Raw genomic sequence first — 20,787 nt, 5'->3', positions numbered from 1 at the left:
ACCTTTGATTACTAAGAACCTTGATTTAATGTCTGAAAGATTTTGATTACTTTTTCTATTAAAAACTCCAACTTTTATAACTGCTAGAACTTTCTAATTTTTCTTCTATAGTGTCATCTAATTGCGCAAAGAAATCAATACCAGTTAACGCTTCTATTTCATCAACCGAAACCACAAATTTGTATAAAGGCGATTTTGATTCTTTATTACGCATTAAAAAAGCCAACATTTTAATTTTACCGTCTGTTTTGTCTAAGGCAACCCATTCTGCTTGTTCATATTTTTCGCTGTATGATAATGAATAATTCTCATGATGCACCACTTGGTTGGTTGTACTTGTTGATAGAAAGGTTACCAAGTATTTTACCACCAATGACGTTGCACGAAGCGCTAGAAACTACAAAATCCATTCTGTGGTTGGTAAAACTAAAAATAACGGATTGCTACATCAACATCCTTTTAGAGGTCCACATCACACAATTTCTAATGTATCGCTCGTTGGTGGAGGCAAATATCCAAGACCAGGAGAAATTTCATTTTCACATAATGGCTTTTATTATTTTTAGATGATGATTTGTATGCGCATTTAAAAAAGAAAATACTCTTAATGTATTTACATTTCCAAATATAGGATGTACAAAATAAGCATCTTTGTATAAGTTAATAATTACAGTAATATGCTCTTTTGAGGTTATTAATTGTTTAATGATATCAGCTTTTAATACTACTTCTGGTGGTTTTACGTGTTTTGGAGCTTTTACTTTTCCTCTTGGAAAATAATTGAATTTCAATAATATTTTCCTTAAAAACCTAAAATTATCTGTATACAAAGTAGGGTTTGAACTTTGCATGGCTTGTACCACAGAATTTATAACTTTTAAACTATGATCTTAATGCCAACCAACATTTGCTTTTGAAATTTTTGTATTTATACTTTCGTTATTTGGTATATAACTTTCTATCAATTTTAATTGATTTTATAAAACATTGGTATTTAGTGTTTTAATTAAAAGGATAAATGTAATGAGAAAAGTTATAAAACACAGAAAATCTTCTGCCTTAAATTATGAACAAATTAATTTTTAGGCAGAAGATCTCATCATAAATAAAGAATAGTATACGCTTAATTCATAATTATCTTTTTAGTGTAATTTTTAGTTTGATTAAATACCTTAACTGTGTAAACACCTGATGTAAGGTTTAATCGTAATTTATTATCATCTATTTTTAAAGAAGATTTTGCTACTTTTTGTCCAAAAATATTATAAATTATTATCGATGCTTTCTCCCAATTTTGCGGAAGAGTAACATGAAACGTATCTTTTTTATCAATAGGATTTGGATACATAATTGGTATATTTTTATCATCATTAAGCACTATATCTTCAGTAGATAATGATGTATCTTTATTAGAAAGTACAAATTGACCAAAAGTATCAATGGCAAGTCCATCTGAAAAAGTTACAACGGTAGAAGCGCCAGATGCATCAACGATGGTATCAGCAGTATCAATCTTTGAGCCCCAAGTATTTCCAAAAGCATTTGTTGGTCTACTATAAAGGTTATACAAAGAAGCTGTTGTATTTGTAAAATTGCTGTTTCCTGTAAATGATATTGATTGTAAAGGTGTAAATGTAGTATTTGTACCATAATTATTTACAATAGTATAAGAATTAAAGTTTGTAAAACCGTCTGGCAAAACATCAGGATTTATAGTACTTGTAGACACCCAAACATCACCATCAGGATACGTACCTGTATCAAAATTCATAGCAACTCCTGCAGTATCAAAATCTTTTATTCCTGCAGAATTAATTGTCATTTTTTGACTTTTACCGCTAAAAACAGGTGCAGTTGATGGTATGTGATTAGAGCCACTAATACCTTTATAAGTTCCAAAGCTAGAACTTGGGTTGTTCACTTTATTTAATGAAATATTTCCTTGGGTTTCGTTAAACTGATAATACGCTACCAAGCCATTAAATATAGGGTCTGTAGTTTTTTTTGTTAAATGCCTAGATGCTCTAATTTCATCTTTACTTAAAGGCCTGTTCCATATTGAAACTTCATCCATTTCTAATTTTGTATAACGTACATCTGCAGCTTGATTTCTACCATAACGACCTAAATCTATAACGTTTATTGCCTTTGAACCTATAGCAGCATTATGTATACTTTCCACTCCATTTAAATAAATCTTAACAACGCTACCATCACTTACTAATGCCACATGCGACCATTCATTTGGTGGAACTTGCAAACCTGAAGAGGTCCAACTCCAATTAGGATGATACCCTAGCGTATTGTTACCACCAACAAAATTTAATATGAAGTCATTTCCACTATCTTGTACACTAAAAATTCCACTATAATCTACTTGAATTCCATCGGGTTTTATCCAGGTAGAAAAGGTAAAAGAATTATTGTTAAGTCCCAAATCTCCAATACTAATATAATCCTTATTACTTGGTCCTGAAAAAGAAGCTACATTTCCAGGTGTTGGTTCTGGTTCTGGAGAACCACATTCATTGGCTACTTCAATAAAATTTGTTAATGTTTGTGTACTTGTACCATAAGCATCTGTTACCGTAAGTGTAACATCATACAAACCACTTGCTGCATTTACATAAGATACTTCAGGGTTTTCTTCGTTTGATTTTGCTGGTGTACCTCCAGGAAAACTCCATTGCCAAGTGGCAGATGCATTTCTTACAACCGAATAATCTTTAAATTGAACATTTTCTATTGCTGCACATGTTATTTGGGCAGTATTAGAAGAAATTAATGCGTTTGGTGGGCTTATTTCATACAATTCATGAGAAAATGCTCCTCTAGAAGTTCCTATTTTAAGTTTATTTTCATTGTAGTTAATAAACATAAATCGAACATCAACCATAGGTAAACCAGTGCCTAAAGGTATCCAATTAGGCATACTATTGTTTCTGTAATAAACGCCGCTTTTATTACCAACATACACACCACCATCAGAACCTCGTTGAAAGACAATTTTTGTCATTGGAAAACTTGTTAAATTAGCTTGAGTTAAATTGGTCCAAGTTGCTCCGTAATCTGAAGATTTTATAATTTTACAAGCCGATTGCACACCACTATACGTAACCCAAACTTCATTGGGGTTTTCATCACTTACAGCAATATCAGAGATGTTTTTTTGTCCTAAAGTGGTGCTTGATTTTGGAGTTATATTTGTCCAAGTTACTCCTGCATCAGCAGTGTGCCAAACTTTGTTATTGGTTAAACCCGTTACCACATACATATGATTTGGGTTTTTCATAGAGATTTTTTCTCTAAAAACTTGTTCGTTAAATGTTTTTACGATTGATAAAGTATTCCCATTATCTTCCGTTTTAATTAATGAGTTTTTCCAAGTTGTTAAATTCGGATTATTCGTTGGATATTGCCCTGCGTGATGCGTAATAATGGTGTAATAATTATTAGGATGAAACTCAATGGAATTAAAATAACTATAAATACCACCAAGGTCTAAAGAGTTTGCTTGATTCGTTATTTGGTGCACTCCTGGTCTAAAAAACCTGTAATTACTATACCCTTGACTATAAATATATCTCGTATCTAAAGGATTTACATCTGTGTTTCCTTGATCTGCTCCTGGACCATTATACCAATCAAAACCATTAGCTGATTCTTTAACCATTACTGGTCCATGATTATTACCAGAAGCTACTAAATTTGATTTAAAAGCACTACCAAAACCCCATAATTCATGATTACTAATACTATTGGTTATAGTTTTTAAAGTTTGAGCATCGTCCGTAGAATCTACAGTTTCACCATCAGAGCCAACTAATAATAAACCATCTACAACATCAACTGATCTAATATCTGAATGCGTAGTTGCTTGTGAAAGCGTAAAAGAACCTCCATTGTCGTTAGATACAAACACTTTTGTACCTGCATAAGAGCCATAAACAATTTTATTTTCATTACTTCTATCCATAGCAATATCACCATGATGCAAATAAGAATCATGTTTTCTTGGGTCTCCTACACCAGTAATCATATTGGTTTTGGTGAGTTCTATAGCACCGGTAACTGCATTTAATTTGTACAAATGAGCAGATCTGTGGGCATAAGGATTATCGCCACTACCAACAGCTACGTAAATAGAATTGCTATTTGATGAAGGCAACATTAATTTTGCCCACCCCACAATACTTCCATTTGCCGAGGCTTCTAAACTTAATACTTTCATCAAAGAAAATGTTGCGCCAGCATCATCTGAACGGTGTACAAGAACCCTGTTATTATGACTTGTACTTACTGAGTACACTACATCAGAATTTGTAGTACTCCAATCTACCATTTCGCTATGCACACTACTATCCCATGTTTGGTGTTCTGCTAAACCTGTTAATACCGACACCCAAGTAACGCCACCATCTGTAGTTCTATAAATATTTTTCCCCCATCTTGCTATAACAATGTCTGGGTTGCTTGTAGAAACGGCAATATCATATGCTTCCCCACTATAATTAGATTTTATTAAGGTGGTAGAAGCCCAATTTAAACCACCATCTGTAGATTTAATTACTTGTTGATCGCTAATAGCATATACGATATCTGGATTTGATATGGCAACATCTAAATCTTGATATTTATCATCTGGTAAATTTGTATCAACAATTGTCCAACTTTCACCAGAGTTTTCTGTTACCCATAAACCACCCGTTACAAATGATACAAATCGTTTTGCGCTATTGGTTGGATCTATACGATTTAAAAATACATAGCCTCCATGACTACCACTGCCAGAGTAACCAGTCTCACTACTATTTACCGGGCCAATAAGGTTCCAAGAACCTAAAACTCTTGTAGTTTCATTTTGAAAAGTATTTAAAGGTGAGTTCAGTTGACTCATTTCTTTTGCATACGGTTCTGCCTGTACAAACCCATCTTTATCAAGATAAAATAATTTTTGTTTTAACCACTGCTGCCCAATAGATCTAGGTTTGCTTTTATCCCAAACTCTGTTGCCAAAATAAGTATCGAAGTTAGCTTTTACTTGATGGTAGTTACTGCCATCCTTCATCTCAGCAAACCAAGGTTTGGCTTTGTGCTTCATTTCGTATTCATGATCATTTTTCTTCTTTTCTTGTGAAAACACAAACGGACTTACCAATACGATAAGAAATAATATTATTTTTTTCATTTTATTATAGTTTTATTTTTTGCATATTTTATAAAATCCTTTAAGGTTTGTGTACTTGTACCACGTGCATCTGTAACAGTTAAAGTAACATTAAAGCTAGTTCCGTTAACTTTAGAATACCTAATTTCTGGTCGTTCTAATGTTGAAGTAGCTGGAAATCCACCAGGGAAACTCCATGCATATGTTGCATCTTTATCTGCTACAGAATAATCTGCAAATTTTATTACAGGATTTTCTTCATTAAAAGTTGACTTATTGGCTGTAATATTAGCTTTTGGAGCTGTTAATTTTAACAAATTAACTTCCCATAAACCTCTAGAGGTTCCTAATCGTAATTTACCTTTTGCATAATTGATAAACATAAAAGGAGTCTTACCTGCTTGCATACCTGTTCCAAAAAGTTTCCATTCAGACATATTCTTTTTTCTGTAATAAACACCAAAACCAGTTCCTAGATAAAGAATATCATCACTCCCTCTTTGGTAAATTATTGAATATACGGGTTGATTTGGCAATCCCTCGGAATAATCACTCCAAGTTCTACCACCATTATTAGAGAAAAAGACTTGTGCTTTCGTTCCTTTTTTGGACGTAACCCATAAATGTTCAGGATTTTTATCACTTACCGCTAACCTCCATAAAGTTGTATTTTTAATTAAAGTACTAGGTGGCCCAACTTCTGTCCAAGTTTTTCCTTCATCAACAGATTTAATTACACGATTCGGTTCAACAACAGCATATACATAATTTGAATTGGCAAAACTTACTTTTACAGAAACGGCATTTTTCTTTTCATCCTCAAAACTCTTTATAACTTGCCAACTCTCTGCATTATCCGTAGATTTTGTAAGCTTGTACGTTTTATTCCTATCTCCATAATCACTTCCGTACATGGTATAATATTGGTGTGGATGAAATTCAAGATTATCTAATGTAATATACCCTAACTCAATACCCAGTTTTTGCATTTTATGCCCTTTAACGCCTGCTAAAGCTCTTTCAACTCTTTCATGCCCCCAAGGGTGATTATACATAAATTGATCGTCTATAGGGTTTACATTTGCTGCCATAGCATCTGCTCCGTTTACCCCAATCCAACCACCATAAACAGCATCATCTCTAAAACATATTTGATTATGATTTAACCCTACAGCCATAATATCATTTTTAAATGATTGGCTAAATCCCCAAAGTTCTTGTAAACCTAAGCCATCACTTTTATCGTACACAACTGTTTTTCCTCCGTCTGAAGAATGGTACACACCGCCATCATTTCCATTCCATATTTGAGTTCCAATAACAGAAAGTCCGTGATGATCCCCGTGTACTCCTGTATGTGCATTGTTAGATTTATAATAATCGTACTGTTTTCCTGTTATTATATTTCCAGTAACATCGTAACCCCAAGTTGCTCCACCGTCTTTACTTACTTTTAGCTTATTTGCTGCACAGGCTAAAAAATTCTCATCGGTTTCAGATACTGTAAAAGCAAAATTCCAAGTTAATTGTGCTAAATGGCAAGTTTCATATAAAAAGTCTGTTGCACCATTTGCATTTTCCAAAGGATTTGTTGGGTTACCACAACATTTTTTATCAAAAGAAATTCCGGCGTTTGAAGATTTAAAGAAAGAAATTTTATCATTATCACCGCCTCCATTGTAACCAATTGCAACATAAACCACATTATTATTTGCAGGTGTTGTTCCCAATCTTGCTCTGTGAGAATCTGTGCTATAATCAGCAGGAAAGCCATTATTTATTGTTGTAAATGTAACTCCGCTATCTGTTGATCTTTTAAAATTAATCCACTTTGTTGTTGATGATTCTTCTAAAATATATACAATATTTGGATTATTTGGTTTTACACGCATATCCCAAATTTTGGAAGATGTTTTATACATTTCTTTCCAAGAGTCTCCTCCATTTTTAGATTTCAGTAATCTATACGAACCTGATTCTTCTACAGTAGCGTATACAATGCTACTGCTTTTATCTGATACATCTACCCATAATAAATCGCCATATTTAGCAGGTTTTTCTTTTTTTAATCCTGTATAATTCCAATTTAAACCACCGTCTATAGATTTAACCACACCAATATCAGTACCAGCATATACAATTTTTGGATTTTTTCTACTGAAAACAATTTCATTTACCCATTCTACTTCAGGAACACCTACAGAAACTAATCTATAGTCTTCTCCGGCATTTGCTGTGTGCCAAATTCCTGCTGTTGACGCACCTATTAAAACCGAATTTGTATCACTAGGATCAATTCTTATGGAACGAACTACACCTGTTCCTCCATTATCTTGCTTAACATTCCATTTTAAGAATATTTGCGACCATTGATTACTAATTTGTGCATCGCATATATTATAGATTAATAAAAAAACTATTAGAGTGATTTTTTTCATAATTAAATACTTTATTTTTTTTAACCTCTGTAATTCTATCTAAAGCAGCTTCATTTCTATCAAAAAAATTTAAAACTAACTAACAGACAAATTGTTTTTGATTTTTTAATGTGTTTTACTAACATTACCTTATAATATTTTTACTTTAACAATCTTAGAAAGATTAATCCTAATGGTTTTTAATTAGGAAATATTACTATGTAATCAACATTCTTATTTGCTAAAAACGACACTATAGAATCTGAAATTACCTTAAAACGGACAGATTCTCCCGTTTCTTTATTTATAATATTCGCCTCTTTTATTGAAGGGTAATTTAAAACACAAATAGAATCCGACTTTGATTGTATTCCTATTTTAGTTGCTTTATTATTGTTCCAATCTATATCAATTTCAAAAAGACCTATTGCTCTTAACCCTTTTACACTACCACTCTTCCAAACACTTGGTAAAGCTGGTAATATTTGAATAGTACCCGTATGACTTTGTAATAACATTTCTGCAATACCCGCGGTTACTCCAAAATTACCATCTATTTGAAATGGAGGATGTGCATCTAAAAGATTACCATAAACACCTCCACCAACTCCACCTCCGTTACTCGTGTTTTCTACATAATTTAGTGCACCGCTCAAAATTTCATGTGCATGATCGCCATCCAATGCTCGTGCCCATAAGTTAATTTTCCATCCCATTGACCAACCTGTCCCTTCATCTCCTCTATCACGCAAGGAAACAATTGCTGCATTAAAAATATCTTGGTCAATTAGAGGAGAAATTTGATTTCCTGGGTACAATCCTATTAAATGAGAAATGTGACGATGCCCTGGTTGCCCAACACTACGAGGAGAATATTTCCATTCTCTAAGATGTCCGTCATTATCAATTGCCAAACCTGTATCTAAACTTTCAAACTTAGCTTGTAATTCTTTTTTAAAATCTATGTCCGCTGCAACATCATTTCCTAATATATCCATGGTAAGAATTGTACTATTGAACAAATCCCAAACTAATTGTTGCGCATGGGCTACACCATTTTCTGCTTCTGGACCATGCTCTGGTGAATATTCATTAGGACAAACCCAAGAACCATCTGAATCTCTCACCAAACGTTCTAGCCAAAACTCTGCAGAACTTTTCATAACAGGATATGCCTTTTCTAATAAAAACGTTTTGTCTAACGTATACCTGTAATGTTGCCATAAATGCATAGAAACCCAAGCATTTGCAACAACATAGTTTGTTGCAAACCCTCCATTGCTTCCAAAAATATCATTCTCAGTATAAAGTGTCCATCCTTTAGTTTGACCTGAATCAAGGGCATTTTGTTTCCATTGATCATGAACTATCGCTTCATTATATAGGTAATTTAAAAAAGTATTATGTAATTCTGACAAGTTTGTGTTCTCTGCCAACCAGTAATTCATTTGAACATTAATGTTAGCATGGAGATCACTATGCCACGGTGGTGTGTTCGAATTATTCCATATTCCTTGTAAGTTTGAAGGTGAATCCATTCCTCTTGCAGAAGATATCATTAAATAACGTCCGTATTGGAAATACAGTGTTTCTAAAAAATTATTTTGCACACCTCCATCGTACGCTTTTACAAGGTCTTTTGTTGGTATCACATTATTCATATCTCCTAAATCCAATGAAACTCTATCGAATAATGATTTATAATCAGAAATATGATCTGATTTTAGGGATTCATAAGATTTATTAGAAGCTGACCCAACGATATCTTGTACTATTCTGTTAAGGTTTTCTTTAGGAAAAATATAATTTGGACTACTAGGAGAAAAATTAGTTTTTCCTCTTAATATTATTGTTACAGCATCCGCATCTTTAACTGTTATTTTACCATCAAAAGTAGAAAGAGTTCCTCCTTCATTTTTTACTTCTATTTTTGTATTGAAATTTAATAAATCTAACTTTCCGTCTAATGAAATAGTATTGTCTTGGTATTTAGGTGTTATTGCATGTGCGTCCCATAATATTAAATCGACATCTATCATACTAGAAGCAGAACTTGACAATCGTATTACTACAACGTCATCAACTTTACTTGAGAAATATTCTCTTGTATACTGCACGCCATTCGATTCAAAAGTTACGTCTGCAACAGCATTTTCTATATCTAAAGTTCTCCTATAATTAGAGACACTTGTAATATTATTCGTATTAATAAATAAACTTCCAAAATTTTGATAAAAACCATAACCTCCTTTACCTCCTGTCCAAAGTGATTTATCATTGAATTGAATTTCTTCTTGAGCAACTCCACCAAAAACCATAGCACCAAACTCACCATTACCTATAGGCAATGCAGAAGTCATCCAAACAGTAGCTGGCTCTCTATACCATAAAGACAGTGCCGATTTTGGTTTACTTGCACTTCCTGTCATTCTCACTTCAGCTGGTTTTTCTGGAAGGAATCCCATTTCTAACGGCAAATTAAACTCTAGAAGATTGTTATCATCTCCTAAACTCCATTCTCCCAACTCTTTTTCAGGTCCTGCTCCTCCTAATTGGTTCATCGCCTTAGAGCTACCATTTATTTGCAATTCCCATGCTGGACTAAGATTTTGATTCAAAGTCTCAACTAACTTAAAGTCAACATTGGTAGAAATACTAGTTTTAAAATTATTTCCAACAAAATCAATAGTTCTTCCTAACTTACTTGTTAAAACGAGCTTGTCCATTGATCCCGTTAATTTCCATAATTGGGCATCAGAATTTTCCAATGCTACTTTGGTAGAAAGTCTTTCACCATCTCCCATGTCCTGTAAAACAGCTCCTCCAACTTTAAAATTTATATAATACCAAGTTTCACTATTATAAGTTGAAATTATTGGTGAAACTTGTGAGTATGCTATTGTTGTTAGTAAAAACAATAATACGATTGAAAATTTTTGTTTCATTTGCTTTTTTTTAACCTAACCCTAAACAATATATGGTCACTGAATTAGCTTCAATTTATTTGATTAACTATATGTCTCTGAAGTTGAAACATAGATCCTATCTTTTGAAATACCTATTTTCATCTTTACTGATAAATCATCTTTTAAACGAGTTGTTATAATTGGTAAACTTTAAACCATCACCCTATAGATAACATTAAGGTATTTTTTTAAGCTTTAGATTACTTCTTACTTTAAAGTTTCTAGATTAGAAAAATTGATGTCTGGAGCTATCCCATTTTTTATTCTTGTAAACGCAGTATTTATTGGAATAGTTTCACTAAAAAAGCCACAATTTTTCATAAAAAATTGATTTCCTTCCACTCCTCCAGCATAATCTAATCTAGATTCTTTTCTTGCAGTGGCGTCTGCTGTAAACTTTGCTTTTGTTAATTCTATCCATTCATTATCGCTGGTATATATCCATTGATTATTATAATTTGCTTTTCGAGAAATGTATCCGGTTTTTGTATCAAAATTTTCTAAAAAAGAATACAGGTTTTGTAAATATCTACTAGCCTGTGGTCTACGAAAACTAGCTATTAAATTCCATTTATTCTCTTCTGGACTATAAAAATAAGCAGTATAATCTGTTGAATTATTTTCTGCTGGCACACCTTTTAATAAAAACTTATACGTTGTGGAAGCTTTCCACGGGTAAACTTTATAACTCTGACCACCAGACCCTTCGTTTCCGAATTCACCTGTTTTTACACCACTTCCTTTATCTAGTAAAATAATTTTATGATCATCTGGAATTTCATTAGGGTCTTGAGTATCAAAAGGACTCCAAACTGAAAATAGAATACGACGTTCAGTTTCTGAATTTACCTGAATACCAAAATAACCATCTTTAAATCCGTTTGCCATGTAATAAGACCCAATAACATCTTCTCCTTCAGGAACATTAATTTCATTATAAAAATAGGTTACTTTTTTTTCTTTTGGTAACTCATAAGATAAATGTACCGAGGGTCCTCGTCTACCAAAATAAAAATCTTCTTTAATAAAGTAAATATTCCCTGCGGTAGCAGCTCCTTCAATAATAAAAGCATTGATATCTGCATATACAGCGCCATCTTTTTGTAATCCTTTAATTTCTATAGTTTGATAACCTGCTGTAGTTATATTAAATTCTCCTGCAAAAACCTCCTTCTTATCAGATTTTTTTATGGTAAGTTCCTTCACATCATTACCTAAAGAAATGCTAATTTTAGATGATTCGTCTATTGTATTTAACCTTAATATCAACTTAATCTTCCCCGTTTTTTCTGTTTTAAAATAGGTTTTAATTTGTGTTTCAGAATCGTTCCAATTTCTAATTCCGTTTTCTCTAATAATTCTATTGTTTGAGGCTACATTATTTGTAACCCAACTATTTCCTTTTGCTGGTATCTCAAAAGAAAGAGGTTTTATTGCAGTAGCAGCAATTTGATTTGGTTTTTTATCACTTTTACAAGAGAATAAATTACCTATCAAAAACACCGAAAGTGTGATTATAGAAATACTTGAAAGAATGTTTTTTATTTTATTATATATCATTTTATTCCTTTTTTTACTAGAAAATTATTTTTAGGATTTACAATTACTGCACTGAAATTTCTTGACGTTCTCCATCATAACCAACTGCAAATATTTTATCTGAAGCATTAAAAGAAGTAACAGTAAACTTATCTCTTACAGATATATATATAATATTTCCATCTCTTTCTTGTTGATATACAACCGCATTATTTGTTCCTGTTATCGTTATTTCATTATTAACCACAGAAGCATTTCCAATACTAAGCGCCCCTTTACTTTTGTAAATGTTTAAACTTTGCTCGTGTATAAATTGTAACTTCATGGCTGGTTCTGGATAACCTTTAGATTTAATATCTGCAATAGCATCATCTACCATAGTTTGTGTAACGGTTATAGTACCTGCTCCATAATCGTTAAGTTCTTTATCTACTACTTTTAGAAAGCCCCAGTCAATAAAAAATGCTGTTAAATCTGTTTCTGCTGCATCCGAACAAATTTTAGCAAATTCAATTTGCGATTCTCCATTAGTATCAGCATCTTCTGTTGTTCTAATAATCTCATGAACGTCTTTATAAAAATCTTTTTTTCCTAATACATCAGAAAAATATAATTGTAATTGCCAAAACGGAACTAACTTACAAAACACATCACCGTGTTCTGCATGAGAAATATTTGCCGCTACAATTTCAGTTAATGCATTTTCATAACGATTATTATAAGGAGCAACAACTTCTTCATCTATTCTAGCTGCGTTACCCCAAGTAGTTTGTACATAAAGGCTATAAATATTTGTGGTAACTTCGGTTAATCCTAGCCATTTTAAACCTGGACTAGTTTGGTTAATATGCCCAATTTCGTGTGCTGGCCCCCAAGGATCTGTTTTTAATGTATTAGGGTTAATAAGTCCTGGCATGGTACTTTTATGGTACTCTGTCCTATTACTTGTAGCGTACATAAACATATCTTGATGTGTATTTGTTCTGTAATACATGCGAGATTTATTGGCTCTATCATATTTATACAATCCTAGAAAATCCTGTTCTAGATCCACCATATTATCATATAATCCAATAAGCTCTGTAATATTGGTGTTGTACTGACGGAAATCTGCAGTGGTAAAAGATAACATTGACAATTCACCCAACACATCAAAATAAGTATATTCTGCATTATCAATAAGCGCTTGCCAATCTTCATTAGTGTGCTTGGCAACATCAAAATAGCCGTTAATTTTTCCTGTGGCAAAATTAGCTTTTACTTCATATTGTGCTTCATTTTGATATATTAAATAAGCAAGTCCTTCTGTATTTACTTGAAACCTATTTACTCCTGGTTTTAGAACATAATCGACACCTCCAAAACCTTGATTGTGATTTACAACTCGTAAAGATATTTCTCCTTCAAAATCGTTCATAAAAACAACCATATCTGTACCCCATTTAACATAAATTCCGGTCGCATTATCGTAAATACCATAGGTTCCTGTTTTATTTGCAATACTAGCAATGTCTGGATTTGCATAGCTTTTAAAATTGCCTATTCTAAACTCTTCATAAACTTCATTAAAAATAGCTAATGCCATCGCTTTTATAAACTCATTATCTATATTATCAATATCTTCTCTTGTAGTTCCTGGTACAAGTACTGTACAGGCTTTATCACTAAAAACACTTAAGCTAGCTTCTAAAGTTGCGCTTTCTTTATAAAACTCAATTTCTGCAAGACTAACAAAATCGTTTACTCCTTTAGTTACGGATAATTTTATAGAAGCCGGATTTACAAACCCTTCAGGAAATGCTATCATTTTAGGAGAATTTCCATTTGTAAAAACATATTCTTTAAACAAAGCATAATCACTTTCTCCTTGAGCTTTTGTATAAACTGATAATTCTAAAATATCACCATTTGTAGCATCGCTACGCGGATAAAGCACGAAATAATCTATTAAATCTTTAGTATCCGAAAAATTATAAATAAGTTCTACCGGATATTCTGTAGCATCTCCCCATCTACTATGATAAATTGTGGATTTATCTCCATCTATTGTTTTTTGAATATCTGTTCCACTTTGATACTCACTTGCAGATGCACTATTTGGAGATATTTTAACATCTTTATCTATACTATTTGCATTGGTAGGCTCATATTTTTCTGGATCTGTAATTTTTGGATTCTCTATTTCTGGTTGTACTGCAGTGTTAGCACTTTCTGAGCAACTAACAGAAAATAATATTACAAATAGTAAAAATATTTTGAATGTTTTAAGGTACATTTTGAAATGGTTTTAAATTTTAACTGAATACTCTACTCTAAATAAAGTTGTATACAGTAAAGAAGATAGAAAATTCTAAGCGTTTAAATGAATTGTAATTATGCGGTATCCTTAAAAAAGCACACCGCACAATCATTAATTCAAACTCAATAAAAACAAAATAAATCTGGTCTTAGAAACCTTAGAAGCTATAATAAACTTCTTCTGCTTCCAGTTCTTTGTCTACAATTCTAGAATCCATTTTATAAAATGAAATCTCTCCTAAGTGGGCATAAGTACCACTTCCATCTTTAAGAATTAATACTCTAAAGTTAGTTGCAGAATAGTTTTTATCAAAAGTTACAGAATGTTCTATAGAACTATCTGAAACAGATAGGTTATCATCAGATTCCCAAACACGTTCCCAAGTAACTCCATCTTCACTAGTTTCTAGTCCCCATTGCGTTGGCCTACCACCTTTATCTCCATTATTTTGTCTAAGCCAATATTTAATAGCACCAAGATTTGACACCTCTGTATTGTTTATTTCAATCCAGTGAGGTAACGGAGCCACACCACTAGACCAAGCAGAATGCCAGTAAGTATTAATATCTCCATCTACCAAGTTTGCTTTTGGTCCTTCACTATTTTCTTGTGTATAAGTATCTATCATATCACTAGTTATAGATAACTTCTCTAATTCTTCTGGATAGTACGTAATATCTGGTAACCTTCTAATAGGTGTTACCGAATTACTGGTAAGTATAGCTCCTTCTGTTCTTGCATTGGGAGTTTCATTTACAGATTTTATGGTAAAAGAAAAGTCTTCTTTATTAATTAGACCTTCCACCAATAAAGTATCAGTAAATTTACTTGCATGTTCAATAACTTGCTTTCCGTTTTTAACATAACCTATTTCTAGGTAAGTATAATCGGCATCTTCAGGGATATCCCATTTTACTAAGGCTCCTCCTAATCGAGATTCAGCGCTAACACTTACTACATCGGTTGGTTCTGCTATGTTACTATCGTTAGAATCGTCACACCCTATTAATAAAAGTGCTACTATTGCGGTATATAATATTTTTCTCATAATAATATTGTTTTATTAATATCCTGGGTTTTGAATTAACAATTCGTTTTTGTTTATTTCTGACTGAGGAATAGGCATTAAAAAATTTCTTTGACTAAAAGATCTTGGAAATTGTACTTCGGTAACTCTAAAGAATTCTTCATCTGTTTCCCCTTGTATATTCATTCCTTGTAGATTATCATTCAAATACTGATCAGCGATTTGCCATCTTCTTAAATCCCAAAATCTATGATTTTCTAAATAAAGCTCTATTGTTCTTTCTTGACGAACAATATCACGAAGTGTAGATTGATCATTTGCGCCTCCAATTGGATTCCAAGCTTCGTCTATTGTTGGTATACCTGCTCGTGTTCTAACTTTGTCTATATAATCTTTTGCTGTGCTAAAATCTTGACCGTATTCTATTAAAGCTTCGGCATAATTTAAATACAACTCACCTAATCTAATTACTGGCCATGGGTAGTTAACAGAAACAGAATACTGATTTTGAACCAATTCTGGTGCTACACCTTTTTTATTAAGATATCCTGTTGGCGTGTAATTATTACTTCTACCTTGAATACCATAGTTATCATTACGTCTATATTGAGTTAAAACTTGTTTTTCTGCACCTCTTATTACCTCATAATAACTGTTGTGGTAAGAAATCCATGCATTAAAACGAGGCTCTCTTTCTAAATTAAGTCCCATTGTAGCTCCTAAATCTGTATCAACAATATTATATCTATTTCCATAATTATACTCTGGGTCTTTACTAATTGGTAAACCATTTTTGGTGTAAAAAGATTCTAAAATAGTTAAGGTTGGGCCTACGCCATTCCATGCAAAACCAGATACTGTTGGTGTACTTTTAAATTGAAAATCGTAAATAGTTTCTTTTCGAGTTTCTCCCCAGATAATCTCACTAGAGTTCTTATCTACAAATACATAACGTAAATCTTTTTCAATAGGGTCTGAAGGTAAATCTGAATTATATGTACTATTTTCATATAATTCAATTCCCGCTGCTCCTGCAATATCAATCGCTTCTTTACAAGCATCTGCTGCACGTTTCCACTTTTCTTTATTATAGGTTGTACTTATTAATTGATTTCCTTCATCATCAAGAAAATTACCATATAAACTAGCCATGTCTTGACCTCCTCCATTAAATAAAGGGGATGCTGCATACAATAACATTCTAGCTTTAACAGACTTTGCGATAACGCTTGTAGCACGACCATAATCTGACTGGCTAACTGGTTGTAATGGTAAATCTTGAGATGCTTCATCTAATTTTTCAACAATAAAATCGATACTAGCATCATAAGTTGATCTTAATGGATAATCGGCAACTGACATGTTAATATCGAATTGCTGATCTGCAATTACCACTGGTCCGTACATTCTTAATAATAAGAAATGATAATAACCAATTAAAAAGTTAGCTTCAGCTTTATATAGTGTTTTAGTACTATTATCTAAATCTGCTACAGCATCTACATTATTGATAAAAATGTAACATTGTCTAATCCCTTTATACAAATCGTCCCAATATGAAATTACAGGGGAAGAAGCCGTATATTCTCCTCTTGGGAACTTTGCAAAGGTTTCATGCTCAAAGGCAGTAACAATTTCATCTGCCGTCATTAAATCGATAGAAGATGTTCCCGATCTCTGTTTTGGTATATACGAATAACAAGAATACAAATATCCTAAAGCTGCATTTGGGTTTCTAAAAGCATCTTCTTCCGTTGGTCTTTCGTCTGGTACAATCTCTAGATAATCTTCGCAACTGAATACGGTTGAAAAAATTACAATTACTGTTAAATATGTTATTAGTTTTTTCATTTTTTCTTTTTTAATTAAATTTTAATTGTACACCTAAATTAAAGATACTTTGTGTAGGGTATGAAAGTCCACTTCCACCACCTTGCTCTGGATCCCACTTTTTGAATTTAGAAAAAGTTAATAAGTTATAACCACTTAAAAATATTCTAGTATTACCAATATTATACCCCAACTCCGCACTTCTTAGTTTTAAGAAAGAACCATCTTCTAACCAATATGTAGAGTTTTGAGTATTATTACCATTATCTAACTTAGATAATTTTGGATATGCTGCATAGATATCTGGGTTACTAGCACTGTAGTGATCATCTGCTACCCATTGCAATACATTTCTAACACCTTGACTTCCGAAAGGATGAAACCCACTTGTAAAGAATGATGTACGTGCAACACCTTGAAGTAAAAAGGACAGATCCAATTTTTTATAACGTATTGATGTACTTAAACCATAAACAATTTCAGGTATTGCAGGATTCCCCATTCTAACACGGTCATCACTATTAATAATTCCATCGCCTGTAACATCCGTATATTTAATATCACCTGCAGAAACAAAACCACCTAATTGTTGAACAGGACTGTTATCTACCTCTGCTTGATCAATAAATAAACGCTCTGCCTTATACCCCAACTGCGTTCCAATAGGATAGCCAACAGCTGATAAATTTGGAAAATCACTATAGGCTGGTTCGTTATTAACTAAAACCTTGTTACGAGCAAACGTAAATGTACCTCTTGAAGAAATAAAGAAATCTTCACCAATTTGTTTGTCATATTGAAGCGAAAAATCGAAACCTTTATTTAAAACTTCTCCTAAATTAGCATATACATTAGTTCCAGATGTTCCAAATACAGTAGGTATTGTAGTAGAAATATCAACAAAAATATTATCTCTTTTTTCTCTAAAATAATCGATGTTAAATTTAAATCCATTTGTTAAATCTAACTGAAGCCCTATATCTAATTTTTCAGCCGTTTCCCATGAGATGCCTGTGTTAGCAAATTGATTATAAACCGGACCTGAGTAATTCGTGGTTTGCTCAACACCTGTTGTAAAACCACTACCGTTAAGATCAATATCAGACAAATAAGGGAAACGTGCACCACCAATACGGTCGTTACCAACTTTACCCCAACTGGCTCTAATTTTTAAAACATCAATAACATCTGTTAACCCCTCGAAGTATTTTTCATTACTAATAACATAACCTGCACCTACCGAAGGAAAAAATCCAAAACGATTACCTTCTGCAAAGTTTTCAGAACCATTATAACCAAAGTTAGCTTCAAAAAGATATCTGTTATCAAAATCGTAAGTTACACGACCTGCATACCCCATTCTTCTTTCTGGTAATGAACTTGATAAATCGTAAGGACTATTTATAAGGTATTCTGTTTGATTATATAAAAGTAACCCTGACACCTCATGTTTATCAAAAGATTTTTTATACTCGATAGATGGTTGCATATAAAACCTTCTATCTCCTGAAGTCGCTGTAGAGGTTCCTAAAGAAATACTTTGTGCTGCTCCTACTTGATTTAAACTATAATCATAAGTACCATCTGCATTCACTTGATAAGAACCTAGTTCATATTGGTTGTAACCTTTAGAACGCGTAACCGTTGTAGTAGACCAGTTTTTAAAAGACGCTAAACCTTTAAAAACCAAACCTTCTGTAATAAAATCTAATTTTTGTTCTCCTGTAAACGTAGCCAATACCGTACTTTGAAAGTTATCAGTATAACCACGGGTCATTGAAGCAAAAGGGTTTTCAAATCCATCATTAACGGCTCCTCCACTTTTACCACCATACATTAAGTCTCTAGGATCTGCGCCTTCTTCTAATGGATAATACATAGGAAAAACAACTGGATTCGTATTCATAACTGAACTAAAAATAGATTGAACATTTGTAGATGGTCCGTTGTAATACCTTAATTGTGTATTTAATTTTAACGCAACTTTTGTAGTTGACGATAAATCGGCATCAATATTATTTTGAAAAGTAAATTTTCTAACATTAATGTTATTGTCATAAGAGTTTACATCAAATTTCTTTAACATACCATTCTGGTTATTCATAGTAGCATTCATAAAGTAGCCTACTTTTTTCCCACCACCTTGAACACTAACATTAATCTCTTGGTTATCTGCAAAATCATTAAACATAGCATCATACCAATCTACATTTGGAAACACATATTGGTTTAAGCCATCTCGTGTACCATTAATTTTATCTTGAGAAAACAATATTTCTCCAGTACCTCTTTGAGTAACAGCTTCGTTATATAATTCCATATATTCTACACCACCTACAAACTCTGGTGTTGATGTTGGCATAGTAAACTGAGATTGCACACGCACATTAATTCTTGGTTTATCTAAATTTTTACCTGTTTTAGTAGCAACAATTAATACACCGTTAGCTCCTCTAGTTCCGTAAACAGCTGTTGCTGTTGCATCTTTAAGTACAGAAACAGATTCTATAACTTCTGGACTTAAACTATTTAAATCGCCTTGAGAGATTTCTACTCCATCTAATAAAATTAATGGGTTGGAGACACCACTATAAGTAGCAACCCCACGGATATAGAAACTTGCTCCATCAGCCCCAGGCTGTCCAGAACGTTGCACACCAATAATACCTGCTACATTACCTGCTAGCGAGCTAGAAATGGTGGTATTAGCAGACCTTAAATCTTCGGAAGCCATTGTAGAAACTGCTCCTACAACACTAATTTTCTTTTGAGATCCAAAGCCAACTATAACAATCTCATCTAACTCTGCAGAAGAAGCTTCTAAAGTTACATTTATTACACTCCTATTTTCTATGAGAACAGTTTTAGTTGTAAAACCTAAATAAGAAAATGTAAGTGATGTTGCTGATGTTGGTACTTTAAGGGTATATTTTCCATCAAAATCGGTAGTTGTACCAATAGTTGTACCCTGAATTATAACATTTGCTCCATAAATTGGAGTTTTGTCTACATCGATTATAGTTCCCATTATAGTAGTTTGATCGGACTGCGAATAGCCTTCTAAACTAAATGACAACAATAACGATAACAGAAAGAAAGTAAATAGTTTTTTCATAAAGTTAATATTTGTGATTATTTTGGTTAATTAATAAGTTTCTTTAATACCTAAAGAAGGTTTTCGTTACTCACACTCCTCTTTTCAAAGCTCATAACTAGAGGCATTTTTGTTAAGTACATATTGTTAATTATCTGTTAATTTACTCCCAAATATGAAATTTTATTTATAATTTGTAGTGAAAGTTTTATTCAATTTTAGGTTTAATTAATCATAAGACTAAATAATACTCCTTTTTGACTAATTATTACTTCCCTCTTATTAACTATTATCACACTCTATTACAGACAACTATAGAAACATCTTCTTATCACTTAAAAAACGGACTCTTGACATTATGTTAATTTTGTTAAAAACATTGAGGTTAATAAATAAAATTGTCGCAATATTATTTGAAACTTATTCCCTACAATTATTTGGTATGGAT

Annotated in this window: 10 protein-coding genes and 1 pseudogene; 1 reads left to right on the top strand and 10 read right to left on the bottom strand. The window is 32.6% G+C overall.

What is annotated here, in order from left to right; translation table 11 throughout:
• Positions 1-58 precede the first annotated feature (58 nt).
• A complete protein-coding gene (locus tag WG945_RS11835; RefSeq protein WP_340866610.1) occupies positions 59-358 on the bottom strand; it encodes a DNA/RNA non-specific endonuclease in 300 nt (99 codons plus the stop codon).
• On the opposite strand from WG945_RS11835, the pseudogene WG945_RS11830 reads away from it, so the two are divergent.
• Positions 337-560: pseudogene (locus tag WG945_RS11830) on the top strand (ATP-binding protein); the annotation flags it as partial. The gene WG945_RS11835 and the pseudogene WG945_RS11830 sit on opposite strands and share 22 nt — an antisense overlap.
• Here WG945_RS11830 and WG945_RS17780 read toward each other — a convergent pair.
• From WG945_RS17780 to WG945_RS11790, 9 genes are all read right to left on the bottom strand, one after another.
• Positions 540-851 (bottom strand): hypothetical protein, encoded by a 312-nt coding sequence (locus tag WG945_RS17780; protein ID WP_394364774.1) that lies wholly within the window; start codon positions 849-851, stop codon positions 540-542. The pseudogene WG945_RS11830 and the gene WG945_RS17780 overlap by 21 nt on opposite strands.
• A 272-nt stretch (positions 852-1,123) precedes the next feature.
• A complete protein-coding gene (locus tag WG945_RS11825) occupies positions 1,124-5,188 on the bottom strand; it encodes a LamG-like jellyroll fold domain-containing protein (RefSeq protein WP_068449243.1) in 4,065 nt (1,354 codons plus the stop codon).
• Positions 5,185-7,605: a VPS10 domain-containing protein gene (locus WG945_RS11820; protein ID WP_068449241.1), complete on the bottom strand. Its 2,421-nt coding sequence runs from the start codon at positions 7,603-7,605 to the stop codon at positions 5,185-5,187. The genes WG945_RS11825 and WG945_RS11820 overlap by 4 nt, the downstream gene beginning before the upstream one ends.
• Before the next feature lie 179 nt (positions 7,606-7,784).
• Complete coding sequence (locus WG945_RS11815) at positions 7,785-10,529, bottom strand: glycoside hydrolase family 95 protein (protein ID WP_082864208.1); 2,745 nt, start codon at positions 10,527-10,529, stop codon at positions 7,785-7,787.
• 228 nt (positions 10,530-10,757) lie between these two features.
• Complete coding sequence (locus WG945_RS11810; RefSeq protein WP_068449239.1) at positions 10,758-12,110, bottom strand: DUF3472 domain-containing protein; 1,353 nt, start codon at positions 12,108-12,110, stop codon at positions 10,758-10,760.
• A 43-nt stretch (positions 12,111-12,153) separates the two neighbouring features.
• Entirely contained in the window at positions 12,154-14,364 is a 2,211-nt protein-coding gene (locus WG945_RS11805) for a M60 family metallopeptidase (protein WP_068449237.1), read from the bottom strand.
• A 181-nt stretch (positions 14,365-14,545) separates the two neighbouring features.
• Positions 14,546-15,436: a discoidin domain-containing protein gene (locus WG945_RS11800; RefSeq protein WP_068449235.1), complete on the bottom strand. Its 891-nt coding sequence runs from the start codon at positions 15,434-15,436 to the stop codon at positions 14,546-14,548.
• A 15-nt stretch (positions 15,437-15,451) separates the two neighbouring features.
• Positions 15,452-17,266: a RagB/SusD family nutrient uptake outer membrane protein gene (locus tag WG945_RS11795; protein WP_068449232.1), complete on the bottom strand. Its 1,815-nt coding sequence runs from the start codon at positions 17,264-17,266 to the stop codon at positions 15,452-15,454.
• Positions 17,267-17,276: 10 nt separating this feature from the next.
• Positions 17,277-20,273 carry a SusC/RagA family TonB-linked outer membrane protein gene (locus WG945_RS11790; RefSeq protein ID WP_197482070.1) on the bottom strand — a complete coding sequence of 999 codons (2,997 nt, stop codon included), beginning with the start codon at positions 20,271-20,273 and terminating at the stop codon, positions 17,277-17,279.
• Between the last annotated feature and the right edge of the window lie 514 nt (positions 20,274-20,787).

The sequence above is a fragment of the Polaribacter atrinae genome (assembly GCF_038023995.1).
In the GTDB taxonomy this organism is placed as follows: Bacteria; Bacteroidota; Bacteroidia; order Flavobacteriales; family Flavobacteriaceae; genus Polaribacter; species Polaribacter atrinae.
The sequence above is the reverse complement of the archived record's forward strand: the minus strand, read 5'-3'. Positions and strand labels throughout refer to the sequence as shown.